The organism is Amycolatopsis sp. NBC_00348 (assembly GCF_036114655.1).
GTDB lineage: Bacteria > Actinomycetota > Actinomycetes > Mycobacteriales > Pseudonocardiaceae > Amycolatopsis.
Genome location: NZ_CP107994.1, coordinates 6,120,554 through 6,138,492, shown reverse-complemented (window position 1 = coordinate 6,138,492; position 17,939 = coordinate 6,120,554). Strand labels below are relative to the sequence as shown.

Here is a 17,939-nt window from a genome sequence, read left to right as displayed (position 1 = left end):
GCGCAACGCTAACGGGTCAGACCGAGGCGGTTCACCCAGACCCCGGGTCACGCGGCGTGAACCGCCCGTGGTGTATCGCCCCGGCCAGGGGACGGCGGCTGCGCCACCCGTGGCGTTCCAGGTCGGGCACGGTTTCGAGCCGGCTGACCGGGCCGGTGCACAGCCACGCGACGGGCCGCACGCCGTCCGGGATGCCGAGCAGTTCGCGCAGGAACGGCTCGCGGTAGAAGCTCACCCAGCCGACGCCGAGACCTTCGGCGGTCGCGGCCAGCCAGAGGTTCTGGATGGCCAGACAGACCGAGTACAGGCCGGCGTCGGCGATGGCGTGCCGGCCGAGCACGTCGGGCGCGCCGCGCGCGGCGTCGTAGGTGACGACGATGCCGAGGCTCGACTCGAGGATGCCCTCGACCTTGATGTTCGCGAAGGTGCCGGCGCGCCCTTCGCTGAGCTGTCCGGCGAAGACGTCCCGCTCCTCGTGGACGTGCTTCGCGAACCGCTCGCGGGTCGCGTGGTCGTCGACCAGCACGAAGTCCCACGGCTGGCTGAGCCCGACGCTGGGCGCGGAGTGCGCGGCTTCGAGGATCCGCATCAGCGTCGCCTCGGGGATCGGCTCGCCGGTGAACTCGCCGCGGACGTCGCGGCGCTTGCGCAGGACTTCGTAGAACTCTTCGATCATCGGTTCAGCACCCATTCGACGGCCTCGGGCCCGGTCTCGGCGGTCTCGGTCACCGGCCTCGGCGGTCGCCGGACCAGCAGCACGGGCACGCCAAGCTCGCGGGCGGCTGTGAGTTTGGCACTGGTCAGGTCGCCACCGGAATCCTTCGTGACGAGGACGTCAACACTGTGGCGGGCGAGCAGTTCGCGCTCGCTGTCCACTTCGTACGGTCCGCGCGCGAGGAGCAGTTCGTGGTGCCGGGGCAGCGGCGGTTCGGGCGGGTCGACGCAGCGGATCAGGAACCAGAGGTCGTCGAGGTGTGCGAAGGCGGGCAGTCCTTGGCGGCCGCTGGTGAGGAAGACGCGTTTCCCCAGTTCAGGGAGTTTCCTGGCGGCGTCGGGGAGGTCGTCCGCCCAGTGCCAGACGTCGTTTTCACCGGCTTCCCAGCCGGGCCGGGCGAGCCGCAGCAGCGGGATCTTCGTGAGTTCGGCCGCCTTCGCCGCGTTGGCACCGATGCGCTCGGCGAAGGGGTGCGTCGCGTCCACGACAGCGCGTACGTCGTTCTCGCGCAGCCAGACCGCGAGACCCTCCGCGCCGCCGAAGCCGCCTACGCGCACTTCGCCGACCGGGAGCCGTGGCCGCGCGACGCGTCCCGCCAGGGAAGACACGACGCGCACTCCGCGGTCTGTCAGGTCCGAAGCGAGCTTCCGCGCTTCGCCTGTCCCGCCGAGGATGAGGATCACGAAGGACGTCCGTAGCCGACGGCTTCCCGCCAGCGGTCGAGCGTCCGCATGTTGGCCAGCGTCTCCGCCCAGGTCAGCTCGGGCGCCTGCCGGTCACCGACGTGCGCGGCGACGTGATCCGCTTCGCGTGCGAAGAGCCCCTGACTCGCTTCGATCTCGATGAACTGGGGTTCTCCGCTGAGCGGGGTGAGGACGATCTGCGACGTCACGGGCTTGCGCAGCGCGTGGATCCACGCCGGCCGCGGCACGTGCAGCTGTCCTCGGCTGCCGTAGACGTGGATGCCGTCCTCCTGCGCGAGCCGGAACCCGCACGAGAGCCGCGCGAGGATGTCGCCGGGCAGCCGTAGGAGGCCGGTCGCGTACTCGTCGACGCCGGTCGCGGACAGCTTCGCCATCCCCGTCACCTCTTCCGGCTCCACGACGTCGACGCCGAGCGCCGCCTGCGCGACCAGCCGCGCCAGCGACGTGCAGTAGCAGCCGACGTCGAGGATCCCGCCGCCGCCGAGCGCGAGGTCGCCGAGCCGGGCCACCTCGCCGCCTTCACCGTCTTCGCTGGCGTAGCTGAAGGTGACGTCGACCGCGCGCACCTCACCGATCGCGCCGGACGAGATCAGCTCGGCCAGCCGCCGCGTCTGCGGGTGCAGCCGGTACATGAACGCCTCCATCAGGAAGACGTCCTGCCTGCGGGCCGCGGCGATGACGTCCTCGGCGTCGGCGGCGGTGACGGTCAGGGGTTTCTCGCACAGCACGTGCTTGCCCGCTTCGGCCGCCGCGATCGCCCATTCCCGGTGCATCGGGTGCGGCGTCGAGACGTACACCGCGTCGACCTCCGGGTCGGCGAGGAGGTCTTGGTAGCTGCCGTAGGCCTTCGGGATCTCGAAGCGCGTCGCGAACTCGCGCGCCCGGTCGGCGGACCGCGCGGCGACGGCGGTCAGCACGCCGTGCTTGCTCTCGTCGACGCCCGCGGCGAACTCGGCGGCGATGGTCCCGGCGGCCAGCAGGCCCCAGCGCAGGTGCGTCACAACGACTCCGGTTGGTTCGCCCGGTCGCGGGCACTGGAATAGAGGAAGCTGTCCGGAAACCCGGCCGCGGCGAGCACCCGGCCGACGAAGATGGTCGCCGCCCGCGTCATCCCGGCCGCGCGGACCAGCTGCGGGAGTTCGCCGAGCACCCCGCGCACGACGGTTTCGCCGGGCTGGCTCGCGAGCGCCACGACGGCGACCGGGCAGTCGGCGCCGTAGTGCGGGGCGAGTTCGCCGGTGACCCGTTCGACGTGGTTGATCGCCAGGTGCAGCGCGAGGGTCGCCCCGGTGGCGGCGAACGCGGCCAGCGTCTCGCCCGGCGGCATCGCGGTCGAGCGGGCCTGCACGCGTGTGATGATCAGGCTCTGCCCGACCTCCGGCACGGTCAGCTCCCGCCCGAGCACCGCAGCCGACGCGGCGAAGGCGGGCACGCCGGGCACGATCTCGTACGGCACGCCGGCGGCGTCGAGGCGCCGTGCTTGCTCGGCGACGGCGCTGTAGAGCGACGGGTCGCCGGAGCACAACCGGACGACATCGTGCCCGGCCCGGTGCCCTTGGACCAGCTTCTCGACGATCTCCGCCAGGCTGAGGTTCGCCGTGTCCACCAGCTCCGCGGACGGCGGGCAGTACGCGAGCAGGTCGGTGGGCGTCATGCTGCCGGGGTAGAGGCAGCCGCCGCAGCGAGCCAGCAGGTCACGCCCGCGCACGGTGATCAGGTCCGCGGCCCCGGGCCCGGCACCGACGAAGTACACGGTCATCGGCTGCTCTCCAGAGTGCGGGCCGCGGTGGCGTGGCCGGACGGTCGCCGTGCGCCGCAGGTGCGGACCGAGGCGGCGTGGCCCGACGGTCGCCATGCGCTGTGGGCACGGACCGAGGCGCCGCGGCCGGACGGTCGCAGTGCGCCGTGGGCACGGACCGAGATGGCTTGGCCGGTCGGTTGCCGTCGCCCGCGGCTGCGGGTCGCGACGGCGTGGCCGGTCGGTTGCCATGCGCCGTGGGCACGGGCCGCGGTGGCGTGGCCAGACGTTCGCCGTGCGCCGCGGGTGCGGGCCACGGCCGCGGCTGCCGCCGTGGCACGGCCGGTCATCGGCTGCTCCACTGCGTCACGGTCCGCGCCGGCGTCCAGCCGGTGAACCCGCCCAGCGGGGCAGCCCGCTCGACCGCGATCCGCAGCAGCTCACCACCGTGCTGCTCGTACGCCCGGGCCAGGACCTGCTCGGCCTCCAGGGTGACTCCGTGCGCCACCACTCGCGCGCCCGTGGTCAGGCACGCGTCCAGTACACCCGGCACCGTGACGCCGCCTCCGATGAAGACGGCGTCCGGCGCGGGCAGCGCGCTCAGCGCGTCGGGTGCTTCTCCGGTCACCACCTCCAGTTCCGGTACTCCCAGGTCGACCGCGTTGCGGCCGATCCGCTCGGCGCGTTCGGGATCACGCTCGATCGCGATCGAGCGGTTCATCGCGTGCATCCGCGACCATTCGATGCCGACGCTGCCCGCGCCCGCCCCGACGTCCCACAGCAGGTCGCCGGGGCTCGGGGCGAGGCGGGCCAGCGCCGAGACCCGCAGGTCGCGCTTCGTCAGCTGGCCGTCGTGGGCGTACACGTCGTCCGGGATGCCGATCAGGGGCAGCGCCGGGCCGGTGCACTCCAGCGCGAACACCGTCAGCGGACCGGGATCGCCGGTCCAGCCGTCGGAGATGCGCTCTTCGGGCCCGCCCAGGTTCTCCAGCGCGAACAGCTCGCTCTCGCCATAACCCCGCACGGTGAGCAGGGAGCGCAGAGCCGCCGCGTCGGCGCCCAGGACGAGCACCCGCCGGCGCGGCGCGAGCACCCGGGCCGCGCGCGCCGACGATCGGCCGACGAGGGTCACCACCTCGGTCTCCTCGGCGGACCAGCCCAGCCGGGCCCGGGCCAGTGTCACCGACGAGAGCGCGGGCAGCGCCTCGACCTCGTATCCATGAGCCACCAGAGTAGAACCCACCCCCGACAAAAACGGATCTCCGCTGGCCAGGACGCACACGCGGTGGCCGTCGTGCTCGGCGAGCAGCGCGTCCAGGCCGGGCAGCAACGGCGAAGGCCACGGCACCGCCGGCACCTCCGCGGGCAAGTACCCCAGCTGCCGCGGCGCGCCGATGACGACGTCGGCGCCGAGGACCAGGGCCTGGGCTTGTTCCGAGAGCCCGGGCCAGCCGTCGGCGCCGATCCCGACCACCGTCAGGCGTCGTGGGCTCCGCGGTGGGACGTCGTCGGAATCCCCGGGTCCCGTTGCAGGTCGACGTGATTTTTCGCGCACGATTTCCCACCCTAAGCGAGGCGGGCGCTGTGCGATGATCGGCCGGTCGCCGACCTCCGCCGCTGAAGGAGTGCTGTTGAAGCCGTACCCGTTCACCGCCGTCGTCGGGATGCCGGACCTGCGCCTGGCGCTGATCCTGTCCTCGATCTCGCCCGCCGTGGGCGGGGTGCTGGTGCGGGGTGAGAAGGGCACCGCGAAGTCGACCATGGTCCGCGCGCTCGCGGGCCTGCTGCCCGGCGTGGACGTCGTCGACGGCTGCCGCTTTTCGTGTGATCCCGCGGCTCCCGACCCGGTCTGCCCGGACGGCCCGCACGACGGCGCGAGCAGCCACCGGCGCCCGGCGCGGCTGGTCGAGCTGCCCGTCGGCGCGGCCGAGGACCGGGTCGTCGGCTCGCTGAACCTGGAACGTGCGCTCGCCGAGGGCGTCACGGACTACCAGCCCGGCCTGCTCGCCGCCGCGCACCGCGGGCTGCTGTACGTCGATGAGGTCAACCTGCTGCACGACCACCTCGTCGACACGCTGCTCGACGCCGCCGCGATGGGCCGCGCGACCGTCGAGCGCGAGGGCGTCTCCGTGTCGCACGCGGCGCGGTTCGTGCTGATCGGCACCATGAACCCCGAGGAAGGCGAGCTGCGCCCGCAGCTGCTGGACCGGTTCGGCCTGACCGTCGAGGTCGCCTCCAGCCGCGATCCCGAGCAGCGCGTCGAGGTCGTCCGCCGTCGCCTGGCCTACGAAGCCGATCCCGACGCCTTCGCCGCCGGGTACACCGACGAAGACACCCGCCTCGCCGAGGAGATCGAGTCGGCGCAACGGCTTCTGCCCGCGGTCAAGCTGCCCGACGACGCGCTGCGGCAGATCGCCGAGATCTGCGCGTCGTTCGAGGTCGACGGCATGCGCGCGGACATCGTCACCGCGCGCGCCGCGGTCGCGCACGCCGCCTGGGCCGGCCGCGACGAGGTGACCACCGAAGACGTCCGCGTCGCCGCGCGGCTCGCGCTGCCGCACCGGCGCCGCCGCAACCCGTTCGACGCGCCCGGGATCTCGGAGGAGCAGCTGGAGCAGGCCCTTCAGGACGCCCAGCCGCCGGAACCCGGCCCCGAGGACGACGGCCCGGGCAGCGGTTCGACGCCGGAGGACGCGCCGCAAGACGTTCCGCCGGACGTTCCTCAGGGAGGAGACGCGCCGCAGGGCCAGCCCCAGCAGCAGGGCGGGCAGCAGAAGACCGTCGGCGCCGGCGAGACGTTCAAGGCCCGCGTGTTCCGCGTCAAGGGCATGGGCGAGGGCGAGCGCGGCCGCCGGTCGCGCGCGATCACCGACAGCGGACGCACCATCGGCGTCCAGCCCCCGAGCGTCCGGGACGGGCGGCCGCACCTGGTCGCGACCGTCAAAGCCGCGGCGCCGCACCAGAAAGCCCGCGGCCGCGAGGGTGCCGGGCTGAAGATGCGGCGCCAGGACCTGCGGTTCGCGCTGCGCGAAGGCCGCGAGGGCAACCTCGTCCTGTTCTGTGTCGACGCGTCGGGCTCGATGGGCGCGAAGGCCCGCATGCGCGAGGTCAAGTCCGCGGTGCTGTCGCTGCTGCTCGACGCCTACCAGCGCCGCGACAAGGTCGGGCTCGTCACTTTTCGCGGTGACAGCGCGGAACTCGCGCTGCCGCCGACGATCAGCGTCGACGCGGCCGCGTCCCGCCTCGAAGGCCTGCCGACCGGTGGCCGGACGCCACTGGCCGAAGGCCTCCTGGAAGCCGCGCGCGTGCTGCGCGTCGAAGAGATCCGCGATCCGCGACGCCGTCCGCTGCTGGTCGTCGTCACCGACGGCCGCGCCACCAGCGGCGCGAACGCCGTCGCGCGCGCCCAGGCCGCGGCCGGGCTGCTCACCGGCGTCACGGCCGTGGTGATGGACTGCGAGAGCGGCAAGATGCGGCTCGGTCTCGCCGCGGATCTGGCCGTCCGCCTGGGCGGCGAGCACGTGCCGCTGTCCGACGTCGCCGCGGAGTCGCTCGCCGACGCCGTCCGCGCGCGCACCGCGGGGCGGGCCGCCTGATGCCGCAGGGGAAACCGGAAGTCGTCCCGAAGGACGGGCTGACCACCCGCCAGCGCCGCAACCGGCCGCTGCTCGCCGTGCACACCGGCGAGATGAAGGGCAAGTCGACCGCGGCCTTCGGGATGGCCCTGCGCGCCTGGAACCAGGGCTGGTCGATCGGCGTGTTCCAGTTCGTCAAGTCGGCGAAGTGGCGCGTCGGCGAGGAAGCCGCGTTCCGCGCGCTGGGCAAGCTGCACGACGACACCGGCGAGGGCGGGCCGGTCGAGTGGCACAAGATGGGTGAGGGCTGGAGCTGGGCGCGCAAGTCCGGCACCGACGAGGACCACGCGTCGAACGCCCGTGAAGGCTGGGCGGAGATCAAGCGGCGGCTCGCCGCCGAGACGCACGACTTCTACGTCCTCGACGAGTTCTCCTACCTGCTCAAGTGGGGCTGGCTCGAAGTCGACGACGTAGTGTCCACTTTGGTCGACCGGCCGGGGCACCAGCACGTCGTCATCACCGGCCGGTACGCGCCGCCGGAACTGATCGACGCCGCCGACCTCGTCACCGAGATGACCAAGGTCAAGCACCCGATGGACGCCGGCCAGAAGGGCCAGCGGGGGATCGAGTGGTAGCGCGCGTGGTCATCGCCGCGCCCGGCTCCGGGCACGGCAAGACCACCATCGCCGCCGGCCTGATGGCGGCCCTGCGCACGGCCGGGCACCGGGTGTCGGGGCACAAGGTCGGCCCGGACTTCATCGACCCGAGCTACCACGCGCTGGCGACTGGCCGGCCGGCCCGCAACCTCGACCCGTTCCTGCAGGGTGAGGACACGCTGATCCCGTTGCTGCGCTACGGTTCCACGGGCGCGGACATCGCCGTGATCGAGGGCGTGATGGGCCTGTTCGACGGCGCGCTGGGCACCGAGGGTTACGCCTCGACCGCGCACGTCGCCCGGCTGATCGACGCGCCGGTGGTCCTGGTGGTGGACGCGTCGGCGGCTTCGCGCAGCGTCGCGGCGACGGTGCTGGGGTTCGCTTCCTACGACACGCGGGTGCGGCTCGCCGGCGTCATCCTGAACAAGCTGGGCTCGCAACGGCACCTCGACGAGATCGCGTCCGCGCTGGAAGCGACCGGCGTCCCGCTGCTGGGTGCGTTGTACCGCAACGAAGAGATCCACGCGCCGAGCCGGCACCTCGGCCTGGTGCCCGCCGCGGAACGGTCCGCGGAAGCCGAGCGCGTGCTGCCTTCGCTCGCCGCGTGGGTCACCGACGGCGTCGACCTGGAAGCGATCGTCCGGATCGCTTCGGGGGCGTCCCGGCTTTCGGCTCCGATGTGGACACCGTCCGGTGTGGACGGTCCACGTGCGACGGTCGCCGCCGCGGGCGGGCCGGCGTTCACCTTCCGCTACACCGAGAACATCGAGCTGCTCGCGGCGTGCGGGATCGACGTCGTGGACGTCGATCCGTTGCGGGACAAGACGTTGCCCGACGGGTGCGCCGGGTTGTACTTCGGCGGCGGGTTCCCTGAGGTGCACGCGGCCGAGCTGTCGGCGAACACGGCGTTGCGCGCTGAGGTGGCGAAGGCGGTCGACCGCGGGATGCCGGTCAGCGCGGAATGCGCCGGGCTGCTGTACCTGTGCCAGTCGCTGGACGGCGTGCCGATGGTCGGCGCGGTGCCGGCGGACGCCAAGATGACCGCGCGGGGCAAGCTCGGTTACCGGCGCGCGGTCGCCCTCGGGGACAACGTGCTGGCCGCGGCCGGGCAGCGCGTCACCGGGCACGAGTTCCACCGCACCGAGGTCACGCCGTCGCACGGCGCGTCGGCGGCCTGGGGCTGGGATCGGCAGCTGGACGGCTTCGCGTCGCCGACGCTGCACGCGTCCTACCTGCACGTCCACTGGGCCGGGTATCCCGAGCTGGCGCAGCGGTTCGCCGGCCACGTCCGGGCCTTCGCCCATGGGTGAGTACGACCTGCACCACCACGGCGACCGCGAAGTCGGGCCGGGGCTGGTGGATCTCGCGGTGAACGTCCGGCTGCCGCGGCCGCCGGCGTGGCTGCGGGCCGAACTGGCGTCCGCTTTGGACACTCTCGCGGCTTATCCCTCTGCCGTTGAAGCAACTGCTGCCGTGGCGGCGCGACACGGCCGTTCTCCTGCGGACGTGCTGGTCACTGCCGGTGCCGCGGAGGCGTTCACCCTCCTGGCGTCGGCGCTGCGGCCGCGGCGCGCGGTGGTCGTGCACCCGCAGTTCACCGAGCCGGAGGCGGCGCTGCGAGCGGCGGGGCACCAGGTTTCGCGTGTGATCCTGTCCGAAGTGGACGGATTCGTGCTGGACCCGGCCGCGGTGCCTGGCGACGCGGATCTGGTGTTCGTCGGCAACCCGACGAACCCGACGTCGGTGCTGCACCCGGCGTCTTCGCTGCGTGCGTTGGCCCGGCCCGGGCGGCTGCTGGTCGTCGACGAGGCCTTTCTGGACGCTGTTCCCGGGGAGGTCGAGAGCCTAGCTCACGGCGTTCCTGGCGTCGTTGTGCTGCGCAGCCTGACGAAGACGTGGGGCCTGGCCGGGCTACGGGCGGGTTATGTGCTCGCCGAACCTTCCGTGATCGAGCGGCTGCGTGCGGTCCAGGTCCCGTGGTCGGTGTCCACTTTGGCCGGTGTGGCGACGGTGGCGTGCTGCCGTCCGTCCGCTGTGGAGGAAGCCGAAAAGCTTGCGGTGGCGGCGGAATCGGACCGCGAGTACCTGGTGTCGGGCCTGACCGCGGTGGGCGTTCGCGTGCTCGGCGAGCCGCGCGGCCCGTTCGTGCTGATCCGCGTCCCCGGCGGCGCCGACGTCCGCCTGCGGCTGCGTGAAGCGGGCTACGCGGTCCGCCGCGGCGACACGTTCCCCGGACTGGGGCCGGATCACCTGCGCCTGGCGGTGCGGGATCGTGAAACGACGGACGCGTTCCTGACGGCTATTCGCAGAGGTGCTTGAACGCCGTCGCGCCCCGCCGGACCAGGAACCGCACCTCGTGGCCCTGGTCGTCGCGGAAGATCATGTCCCCGGAATCGGTGAAGAACATCGTGCCCTCCTGGTAAGGGTTGCCCCAGCCCGCCGGCGCTCCGCCGTTCGGGCCGTACAGCGGCGTTTCCGCCTCGAAGTAGGTCAGGCCGCTGCGCGTCTCGTCGACGCCGCAGTGGGTGAGCAGCGCGAAGTTCGGCAGGAAGCCGTGGGTCTGGCGGGGCAGCGGCACCGCCGGGACGACCGGCACGGGCGCCGGTGCCGGGCGGCTCGCGAGGATGATCCCGCCGGCGACCAGGATCGTGACGGCCGCGACCAGGGCCGGGACGAGCACCCGCCGTCGCGGTGCCGGTGCGGTTTCCCGGACGTCGACGTGGTCGGCGAGGGCTGCGAAGGCGGCGCGCAGCCGCGTTTCGACGTCGGTCATCGGAGCTGTCCTTCCAGTTTCGCGAGCGCGCGGGAGGCGCAGGTCTTGACCGTGCCGCGGGAGACGCCGAGCGTGTCGGCGATCTCGGCTTCGGAGAGGCCGGACCAGTACCGCAGCACGAGCACTTCCCGCTGCCGTCGCGGCAGTTGCCGCACGGCGGCGATGACCTCGCGGTGTTCCTCGTCGAGCAGGGCTTCGGCGTCGGCGGGCGGACCGTCGTCGCGATCGGCCTGCTCGGCTTTGCGGTGCCGCAGCCGCAGGGCCGCGCGCCGCTGGGCGGAGCGGGCGCCGTTGACGACGGAAACGCGCAGGTAGCCGCCGGCACCGGCGGGGTCGTCGAGAGGCCACCGTTTGAAGAGCGCGACGAAGGCGTCCTGCACGACGTCCTCGGCGAGCCCGCGGTCGCCGAGCAGCAGCACGGCGAGCCGGACGAGGCCGGGGCGGTGGGCACGGAAGAGTTCCGCCAGGTCCACGGCGATGTCGGTGCTCAGGGCGTCCTCCTCGGCGTTTACCTGGTACACGCCGGGCGGAGGCCTCAGGTTGACAGCGCGAGCAACGCGGCCGCGACCCCGGCTTCGACGCCCGCGCCGAGGACGTCGCCGGTGACGCCGCCGAGCCGGGTGGTGCAGCGCCGGAGGAGTGCCGCGGTGACGGCGTAGGCCAGCAGGACGGCCAGCGGTCCGCGCCACCACGGCAAGCCGGGGAGGAACGCGGTGCCGGCGGCCGCTGCTGCGGCCAAGGCTGCCGCCGCCGACCGCGGCACCGAGCCCGCGACCGTCGAGCCCAAGCCCTCCGGTCGGGCCGACGGGACGCCTTTCGCGCAGGACATCGACAGCGTGCAGCGGCCGATCAGGATCGCGGCGCAGGCGGCGACGCCGTGGTCCGCCGCGATCGCCCCGGCCAGCGCGCCGACCTGGACGAGCAGCACGAAGACGAGCGTCGCGACCCCGGTCGGCCCGGAGTCGCCGCGGCGCATGACGTCGAGGGCCTTGGCGCGGTCGTAGGAGGCACCGAGGCCGTCGGCGGTGTCGGCGAGCCCGTCCAGGTGCAGGCCACGGCTGCCGAGCGCGACCGCCCCGAGCGCGAGCGCCGCGACGGCGATCGAGGGGAGCGCGTGCCCGGCCCACACGATCAGCCCGGCGGCCGCGGCCAGCGGGACGGCGGCCAGCGGCGCGAGCACCATGGCGCCGCCGGCCACGCGCCGGTCGATGACACGCGGCGCCGGGACGGGCACGGTGGTCAGCGTCCCGACGGCCATCCGCGCGGCATCACCCCAGCGGCTCACGTCGGCTCGCCCGCGGTCCGGCCGCGGCCGGTGGAGTTGTCCACAGCCGCGTCGGAGCCGGCGGAGTTGTCCACAGATCGCCGAACGGGGCTTGTGACCGGCCACCCGCCGATAGACTGGACAGGGGACGCCCCCCAGGGAGTGGTGGGGGCTGCGTTCACGCCAAGTCCGCCAGCAGGCCCATGTCCGCGATGATCGCGCGGGCCGCGCGCAGCGTCGGGATCGCCTGCACCGCGCCGCTGCCTTCGCCCAGGCGTAGCCCGAAGTCCAGGATCGGTTCCAAGCCCAGCGCCTTCAGCGCGAACGCCTGCGACGGTTCCGTCGAGCGGTGCCCGGCCAGCCACCACTGCTCCGCCCCCGGCGCGATGTCCCGCGCCACCAGGGCCGCCGCGCCCGAGAACACGCCGTCCAGGACCACCGGGATGCCGCGGGCCGCCGCTTGGACCAGGAAGCCCGCCGTCGCCGCGACGCAGGCGCTGCCCAGGGCCGTCAGCCGCTCGAACGGGTCATCCATCCGGCCGGCGGTCCGCGTCAAAGCCGCCGAGACCGCCGCTGTCTTGCGCTCCAAGCCGTCCGCGTCGACGCCGGTTCCGGTGCCGACCACCTCGGACGCCGGCAACCCCAGCGATGCCGCGACCAGGGCCGCGCACATCGCCGTGTTGCCGATGCCCATGTCGCCCGGGATGAGCACGTCCGCTTCGCGCTCTTCGTCCGCGATCGCGCGGCCCGCCTCGAAAGCCGCTCGCGCTTCGCCCGGCTCCAGGGCGTCTTCGACGTCGATCGAGCCCGAGCCGCGGCGGATCTTGTGGGCCGTCACGTCCGCCGGGACGTCCGAACCGTCCCAATCGACGCCGAGGTCGGCGACCCGGACCCGCGCGCCGACCTGCGCGGCCAGCACGTTCACCCCGCTCTTGCCGGCCAGGAACACCCGCACCATCGCCGCGGTCACCTCGCGCGGGTACGCCGACAGCGCGGACACGCCGTGGTCGCCCGCGAAGACGACGACGCGGACGTCGTCCAGGGGGCGCGGCGGCACGCTGCCGTGCGCCGCGGCCAGCCAGGCGGCGATCTCCTCGAGCCTGCCCAGCGAGCCGAGCGGCTTGACCAGGCCGTCGAGCCGCTCCTGCGCGGCGGCGCGGGCGGTGGCATCAGGCACGGGTACGTCGAACACGAGCGCCTCCGGGGTACGGGTCCTACAGGTCGAGCACCCGCCCCGCGACGACCAGCTGGACCCGGTCGGCGTCGGCGGACACCCGGTTGTTGAGTGCGCCCAGCACATCACGGAACAGCCGTCCGGACGACGTTGCGGGCACCACACCGCTGCCGACCTCGTTGCTGACCGCGACCACCGGCACCCGCGCCGCGGCCCACGCGGCCAGGAAGTCCTCGAGCCGATCGTCGAGCCGGTGCTCCCAGCCCCGCTCCTGCTCCCACGCGCCGACCTCGTCGAGCACCCGCGAGAGCCAGGTGCCGAGGCAGTCGATGAGGAGCGGCTCGGTCGCCTTCCTGAGCGTGCCCGCGAGGTCCGTGGTCTCGACGGTCTTCCAGTTCGACGGCCGCCGCGCCTGGTGCGCGGCCACCCGCGCGGCCCATTCGGGGTCGTCGTCGCTCGGGAGCAGGCCGGGCGCGACGTAGACGAGGTGCGGGTGGCGGGCGACGAGCCGCTCGGCGTGCCGCGACTTCCCCGAGCGGACCCCGCCGAGGACGAGCACCTTTCCTTCGTCGCGTCCGTACCGGCGGAGGGCGCGGGCCAGGTTTTCGAGATACCCGGCTAGCCGGTGCGTCAGCTTGGTCATACCGGGCATTGTGGTGCACGCGCTAACGTGCGCCACGTGCCACTCCGTCTAGGGACAACCGCGGCCGGACTCGTTACCGGATATGTCGCCGACACCCTGTTCGGCGACCCCCGTCGGGGGCATCCAGTGGCGATCTTCGGTACCGCCGCGGCGGCTCTCGAACGCCGCGTGTGGGCCGACTCGAAGCCGCGCGGAGCCGCGTACGCGGGATTGTGTGCCTTCGCGGCTGTCGGCCTCGGAGCCGCGCTTCAGGCCTCGACGCGGCGAAGTCCCTTCGCGCGCTTCGCGGCGACTGCCGTCTGTACGTGGGTGGTGCTCGGCGGACGTGGTCTCGCCGACGAAGGCGCGGAGATGGCGAAGCTGCTCGAAGCGGGCGAAGTGCCTTCGGCGCGTATTCGGCTCTCGCACCTCTGCGCGCGCGACGCGACGACGCTCGACGCCGCCGAGCTGACCCGCGCCGCGACCGAGTCGATCGCCGAGAACACGTCGGACGCCGTGGTCGCGCCGCTGTTCTGGGGCGCCGTCGCCGGGCTGCCGGGCCTGCTCGGCTACCGCGCGCTCAACACACTCGACGCGATGGTCGGCTACCGGTCACCGCGCTACCAGGAGTTCGGCTGGGCCGCGGCCCGCGCCGACGACCTGGTGAACCTGGCCCCGTCCCGCCTAGGAGCCGCGCTGACGGTCGCGTGTGCACCCCTCGTCGGCGGCCGGGCGCGCGCGGCCTGGCGGATCTGGCGCCGTGACGGCGGGCACCACCCGAGCCCCAACGCGGGCCAGGTGGAGGCGGCTTTCGCGGGAGCGCTGGGCATCCGGCTGGGCGGCACGAACAGCTACGGCGGCGAGGTCGAGCGCCGGGCGCGGCTGGGGGAAGGCCGCGATCCCGAGCCGGTCGACCTGCGGCGGGCGGTGCGGTTGTCCCGGCTGGTGGGTGCGGCCGCGCTGACCGTGGCTGTGGTGGCCGGCGCCGGGATCGGCCGTGGCCGCGATTAGCACCGGGATCGGCCGTGGCCGCGCCGGTCGCCGAGCGGCGGCTGCGGCTGTCAGGTCCAGGATCGGCCTCGGGCTCGCGATGGCAGCCCCCACCACTCCCTGGGGGGCGGCCCCTGTCCAGTCTATCGGCCGGTGGTGGGGGCGAAGCCCCGTTCGGCGATCTGTGGACAACTCGGCGGGTACCGCGCGATCTGTGGACAACTCCGCGGGTGTCACGCGATCCACGGGCAACTCTGCGGATACTGGCGATTAGCGGACAACTCCCGCGAGTAGTGCACGATCTGTGGACAATCCGCGGGTGCCGGGCGACCTGCGGACAACTCCGCGACTAGTGCGCGACCTGCGGACAACTCAGCGAGTACTGCGCGAGCTGCGGACAAATCCGTAGCTACCGCGCGATCTGTGGAAAGGAGCACCTATGAGCGGCCTGCTCGTCGCCGGGACGACGTCCGATGCCGGGAAGAGCCTGGTCACCGCCGGGATCTGCCGGTGGCTCGCCCGGCGTGGGGTGCGCGTCGCACCCTTCAAGGCCCAGAACATGTCCAACAACTCGATGGTCTGCGCCGACGGCGCCGAGATCGGACGTGCCCAGTGGCTGCAGGCGCGGGCGGCGCGCGTCGAGCCCGAGGCCGCGATGAATCCCGTGCTGCTCAAGCCCGGGAGTGACCGGCGCAGTCACGTCGTCGCGCTCGGGAAGCCGTTCGGGACCCTCGAAGCGGGGGAGTACGCGACCGGCCGCGCCGGGCTCGCCGAGATCGCCTTCGCCGCCTACGAACACCTCAGCGCGCGCTACGACGTCGTCGTTTGCGAAGGCGCGGGCAGCCCCGCCGAGATCAACCTGCGCGGTGGCGACTACGTCAACCTGGGGCTGGCGCGGCGGTTCGGGCTGCCGGTGCTCGTCGTCGGCGACATCGATCGCGGTGGCGTGCTCGCCGCGATGTTCGGCACCCTCGCGCTGCTCTCGGCCGAGGACCAGGCGCTGGTCGCGGGCTGGGTCGTCAACAAGTTCCGCGGTGACGTCGGGCTGCTGCGCCCGGGCCTGGACAGCCTCGAGAAGGTCACCGGCCGGCCAGTGCTGGGCGTGCTGCCCTGGCTCCACCGGGTGTGGATCGACTCGGAGGACGCCCTGGCCGCGGCCGGCTGGCGCCGGGAGGCCCATCGCGGCGGCTTGAGCGTGGCCGTCGTCCGGTTCCCGCGCGCGTCCAACGCCACCGACGTCGACGCCCTCGCCGCCGAACCCGGCGTCACGGTGTCGCTGACCGCCGACCCGGACACGGTCGCGGCGGCGGACGTGGTCGTGCTGCCCGGTTCCCGCGCCACGGTCGACGACCTGGCCTGGCTGCGCGCCCGCGGTCTCGACACGGCGCTGGCGGCCCGTGCCGCGGCCGGGAAGCCGGTCCTCGGCATCTGCGGCGGCTACCAGATGCTCGCGGACTCCATTGTGGACGACGTCGAGTCCGGCGCCGGCGAGGTACCGGGCCTGGGCCTGCTGCCGGCCCGGGTGACGTTCGCCGAGGCGAAGGTGCTCGCCCGCCCGTCGGGCGAGTGGCGCGGCACCCGCGTGGACGCCTACGAGATCCACCACGGCTCGGTGACGGCGTCCGCGCCCCTGGAGTCCTTTCTGGACGGTCACCGCGCCGGCGCCGTCTGGGGCACGCTCTGGCACGGCGCCTTCGAGAACGACGCCTTCCGCCGCGCATGGCTCACCGAGGCGGCAGCGCAGGCGGGCGTTTTGTGGACGCCGTCCCCGGACGCGCCGGGCTTCGCCGACCTGCGCGAGGACATGCTGGACCGGCTGGCGGACGCCGTCGGCGAGCACCTGGACACGCCGGCGCTGCTGACGTTGCTGGAACTGGGCGCGCCGGCGGGCCTGCCGTTCGTGCCGCCCGGAGCGCCCTGACGGTCAGGGCTGGAGCGGCCCGGTGAGCTTGCCGTCCGGCTTTCCGATGGTGCAGGTCGCCTCCCGGGCTCCGGCGTTCCAGGACGACTCGGTCGGGATGTGCGCCAGGAACTCCAGGCCGGGCGGCGGGGTGCCGTGGGTGAAGTACGCCGCCCCCGCGATCCGGCACAACGGCTGCGCCAGTTCTCGCAGCGTCGTGAGCCCCGGGTAGGACGGGTACCCGCCGCTGACGTCGACCCGGTCGGCGATCTGCTCGTCGTGCGGCACGTCGCAGGCGGCCCGGACCACTTGCTCGCCGTCCGCGTCCAGGCAGTCGCCGATCGCCATGCCCTGGATGTAGTCCGGGCCGGGCGCCGCCTGCGTGACGTGTTTCGGCCCGGTCGTGATCAGGCTGACGCCCAAGCCCAGCCAGACCACGCTGAGCGTCAGCCCGGCGATCGCGAGCCCACGTCCGGACCGGCCACTGCCGCCGATCCGGACGAGCGCGCGCCAGCCGAACACCACGCCGAGCGGGACGAGCCCGAGCAGCCCGCAGACGAGCGACGCGATCGCGAACCCGTCGGTCCCGGCGGGATCAACGAGCCCGCGGACGGTCGTCTGGTCGTGGCCGGCCAGCGTGGAGCGTGTTTCGTCGAACAAGATTCCCCTCCGGAGTCCCCCGACCCGGCGGGGAAATCCTAGAGGAGCGATGCTTTGTTCTTGATCACGAAATGGCGGCGGCCGGGGCCTTCTTGGTCAGCGACTTCTCCGCGAGGGCCCCGAAAGACAGGCCCAGGGCGAGCCAGAGCGTGGCCTGGGTGCCGATCGACGCCGTTCGGAAACGCCAGAGCGTCGACGCCGGGAACGCCGCGGGGACCTCGTCGACCACCGGCATCAGCCACGCCACCAGGGCGACCACCACGAGGTAGCCCGCCGCGGCGAGGAGGAAGCCGTTCAGCGCGCCGAACCGGTCCGCGAGCTTGCGGCCGAACACCGTCGCGACGATGCCCGCGAGCAGAGAGACGGCGACGAACCCGAAGTACAGCTCGGTGCGCGAGCCGATCGTGCCCGGCTGGCCCACCGCGGGCGGGTTGGCCGGGTACTTGAGGAACGGGATCAGGAACACCACGGCGAACGCGCCACCGGTGAGCAGCAACGCCGTCACCCGCGGCCGGAGGCTGCCGAGGCGGCCCTGGACGAACGCGAAGGCGAGCGAAAGCAGCCCGCCGATCGCGACGGCGTAGACCAGCACACCGGCCAGCAGCCCGACGGTGCTCTGGATGTCGCGGGGGACGAGCTCCTCTTCGGGCGCTTCGGCGGCCTGACCGGCGCCGGCGTCGGCGTCCGTTCCGTGGGCATGATCGTGGGAAAGGGTCTCTTCGAGCCCGATGGACGTGTCGACCGGCGGCTCACCGAAGGCGTAGGCGAAACCGAACGCGAGCACACCGGCGATCAGGCCCGCGAGCATGCCGCGGACCAGCAGGGACTTCATCATGGGAGTACGTGCCGCCGATCAGTGGCAGGGGAAGGCCAGCAGGTGCCGGCCGTCGTGCACGAACTCGTGGACGTACATGTTCGCGAAGATCGAGGTGGCGCCCTGCTCGGCGCTGACGAAGTACACCGCGATCAGGGCGAGGAGCACCACGAACACCGCCCACGGGACGATCTCACGGATCGGGATCCGGACCGGGAGCGGAACGGCGGGGACTGCCGCTTGCGACATGGTGGGGGCCTCCTCGGGCTTTCGCGGCCTCATCGGGGTTCATACGACGGTCCGGGTCTGGCTTCCCCCTGGCGGGGGTCACAGTGGCGCGACCGCGCGGACTTG

Annotated in this window: 19 protein-coding genes; 6 read left to right on the top strand and 13 right to left on the bottom strand. The window is 73.2% G+C overall.

The features are described 5' to 3' along the window. Positions 1–31: 31 nt before the first annotated feature. From bluB to cbiE, 5 genes are all read right to left on the bottom strand, one after another. A complete protein-coding gene (gene bluB / locus OHS58_RS26465) occupies positions 32–676 on the bottom strand; it encodes a 5,6-dimethylbenzimidazole synthase (protein ID WP_328644355.1) in 645 nt (214 codons plus the stop codon). Further along, positions 673–1,398 (bottom strand): cobalt-precorrin-6A reductase, encoded by a 726-nt coding sequence (locus OHS58_RS26460; protein ID WP_328644354.1) that lies wholly within the window; start codon positions 1,396–1,398, stop codon positions 673–675. Before OHS58_RS26460 ends, bluB begins: the two co-directional genes overlap by 4 nt. Next, entirely contained in the window at positions 1,395–2,420 is a 1,026-nt protein-coding gene (locus OHS58_RS26455) for a Gfo/Idh/MocA family protein (RefSeq protein ID WP_328644353.1), read from the bottom strand. Before OHS58_RS26455 ends, OHS58_RS26460 begins: the two co-directional genes overlap by 4 nt. Next, positions 2,417–3,178 (bottom strand): precorrin-4 C(11)-methyltransferase, encoded by a 762-nt coding sequence (cobM, locus tag OHS58_RS26450; protein WP_328644352.1) that lies wholly within the window; start codon positions 3,176–3,178, stop codon positions 2,417–2,419. Before cobM ends, OHS58_RS26455 begins: the two co-directional genes overlap by 4 nt. Positions 3,179–3,503: 325 nt before the next feature. Next, positions 3,504–4,712: a precorrin-6y C5,15-methyltransferase (decarboxylating) subunit CbiE gene (cbiE, locus tag OHS58_RS26445; RefSeq protein WP_442875470.1), complete on the bottom strand. Its 1,209-nt coding sequence runs from the start codon at positions 4,710–4,712 to the stop codon at positions 3,504–3,506. A gap of 76 nt (positions 4,713–4,788) precedes the next feature. Here cbiE and OHS58_RS26440 point away from each other — a divergent pair, with 76 nt between their 5' ends. From OHS58_RS26440 to cobC, 4 genes are read left to right on the top strand one after another with little or no spacing between them, the layout of a single operon-like run. Further along, entirely contained in the window at positions 4,789–6,753 is a 1,965-nt protein-coding gene (locus OHS58_RS26440; RefSeq protein WP_328644351.1) for a putative cobaltochelatase, read from the top strand. Beyond that, the gene (gene cobO / locus OHS58_RS26435; protein ID WP_326958938.1) at positions 6,753–7,367 is read left to right on the top strand and encodes a cob(I)yrinic acid a,c-diamide adenosyltransferase; all 615 of its coding nucleotides are present in this window, start codon (positions 6,753–6,755) and stop codon (positions 7,365–7,367) included. The genes OHS58_RS26440 and cobO overlap by 1 nt, the downstream gene beginning before the upstream one ends. Next, entirely contained in the window at positions 7,361–8,698 is a 1,338-nt protein-coding gene (locus tag OHS58_RS26430) for a cobyrinate a,c-diamide synthase (protein WP_328644350.1), read from the top strand. The genes cobO and OHS58_RS26430 overlap by 7 nt, the downstream gene beginning before the upstream one ends. Then, positions 8,691–9,707, top strand: coding sequence for an Rv2231c family pyridoxal phosphate-dependent protein CobC (gene cobC, locus OHS58_RS26425; protein ID WP_328644349.1), 1,017 nt, complete (start codon positions 8,691–8,693; stop codon positions 9,705–9,707). The genes OHS58_RS26430 and cobC overlap by 8 nt, the downstream gene beginning before the upstream one ends. Here cobC and OHS58_RS26420 read toward each other — a convergent pair. The 5 genes from OHS58_RS26420 to OHS58_RS26400 all read right to left on the bottom strand — a co-directional run bounded on the left by OHS58_RS26420 (position 9,688) and on the right by OHS58_RS26400 (position 13,242). Further along, entirely contained in the window at positions 9,688–10,161 is a 474-nt protein-coding gene (locus tag OHS58_RS26420; protein WP_326943638.1) for a hypothetical protein, read from the bottom strand. The genes cobC and OHS58_RS26420 overlap by 20 nt on opposite strands. After that, a complete protein-coding gene (locus OHS58_RS26415) occupies positions 10,158–10,682 on the bottom strand; it encodes an RNA polymerase sigma factor (protein WP_328644348.1) in 525 nt (174 codons plus the stop codon). Before OHS58_RS26415 ends, OHS58_RS26420 begins: the two co-directional genes overlap by 4 nt. Positions 10,683–10,696: 14 nt before the next feature. Further along, positions 10,697–11,419, bottom strand: a complete 723-nt coding sequence (locus OHS58_RS26410; RefSeq protein ID WP_328649861.1) for an adenosylcobinamide-GDP ribazoletransferase — start codon at positions 11,417–11,419, stop codon at positions 10,697–10,699. Between the two features lie 184 nt (positions 11,420–11,603). Further along, a complete protein-coding gene (gene cobT / locus OHS58_RS26405; protein WP_328644347.1) occupies positions 11,604–12,617 on the bottom strand; it encodes a nicotinate-nucleotide--dimethylbenzimidazole phosphoribosyltransferase in 1,014 nt (337 codons plus the stop codon). 22 nt (positions 12,618–12,639) lie between these two features. Beyond that, positions 12,640–13,242, bottom strand: a complete 603-nt coding sequence (locus OHS58_RS26400) for a bifunctional adenosylcobinamide kinase/adenosylcobinamide-phosphate guanylyltransferase (RefSeq protein ID WP_247055896.1) — start codon at positions 13,240–13,242, stop codon at positions 12,640–12,642. Between the two features lie 36 nt (positions 13,243–13,278). Here OHS58_RS26400 and OHS58_RS26395 point away from each other — a divergent pair, with 36 nt between their 5' ends. Both OHS58_RS26395 and OHS58_RS26390 read left to right on the top strand, forming a co-directional pair. Beyond that, a complete protein-coding gene (locus tag OHS58_RS26395; RefSeq protein WP_328644346.1) occupies positions 13,279–14,232 on the top strand; it encodes a cobalamin biosynthesis protein in 954 nt (317 codons plus the stop codon). A gap of 418 nt (positions 14,233–14,650) precedes the next feature. Continuing rightward, the gene (locus OHS58_RS26390) at positions 14,651–16,132 is read left to right on the top strand and encodes a cobyric acid synthase (RefSeq protein WP_328644345.1); all 1,482 of its coding nucleotides are present in this window, start codon (positions 14,651–14,653) and stop codon (positions 16,130–16,132) included. Positions 16,133–16,135: 3 nt separating this feature from the next. Here OHS58_RS26390 and OHS58_RS26385 read toward each other — a convergent pair whose 3' ends face one another. The 3 genes from OHS58_RS26385 to OHS58_RS26375 all read right to left on the bottom strand — a co-directional run bounded on the left by OHS58_RS26385 (position 16,136) and on the right by OHS58_RS26375 (position 17,834). Beyond that, the gene (locus OHS58_RS26385) at positions 16,136–16,771 is read right to left on the bottom strand and encodes a DUF4190 domain-containing protein (RefSeq protein WP_328644344.1); all 636 of its coding nucleotides are present in this window, start codon (positions 16,769–16,771) and stop codon (positions 16,136–16,138) included. A gap of 64 nt (positions 16,772–16,835) precedes the next feature. Then, positions 16,836–17,606, bottom strand: a complete 771-nt coding sequence (locus OHS58_RS26380; RefSeq protein ID WP_328644343.1) for a CbtA family protein — start codon at positions 17,604–17,606, stop codon at positions 16,836–16,838. Positions 17,607–17,624: 18 nt separating this feature from the next. After that, entirely contained in the window at positions 17,625–17,834 is a 210-nt protein-coding gene (locus OHS58_RS26375; protein WP_247055886.1) for a CbtB domain-containing protein, read from the bottom strand. Positions 17,835–17,939 lie beyond the last annotated feature (105 nt).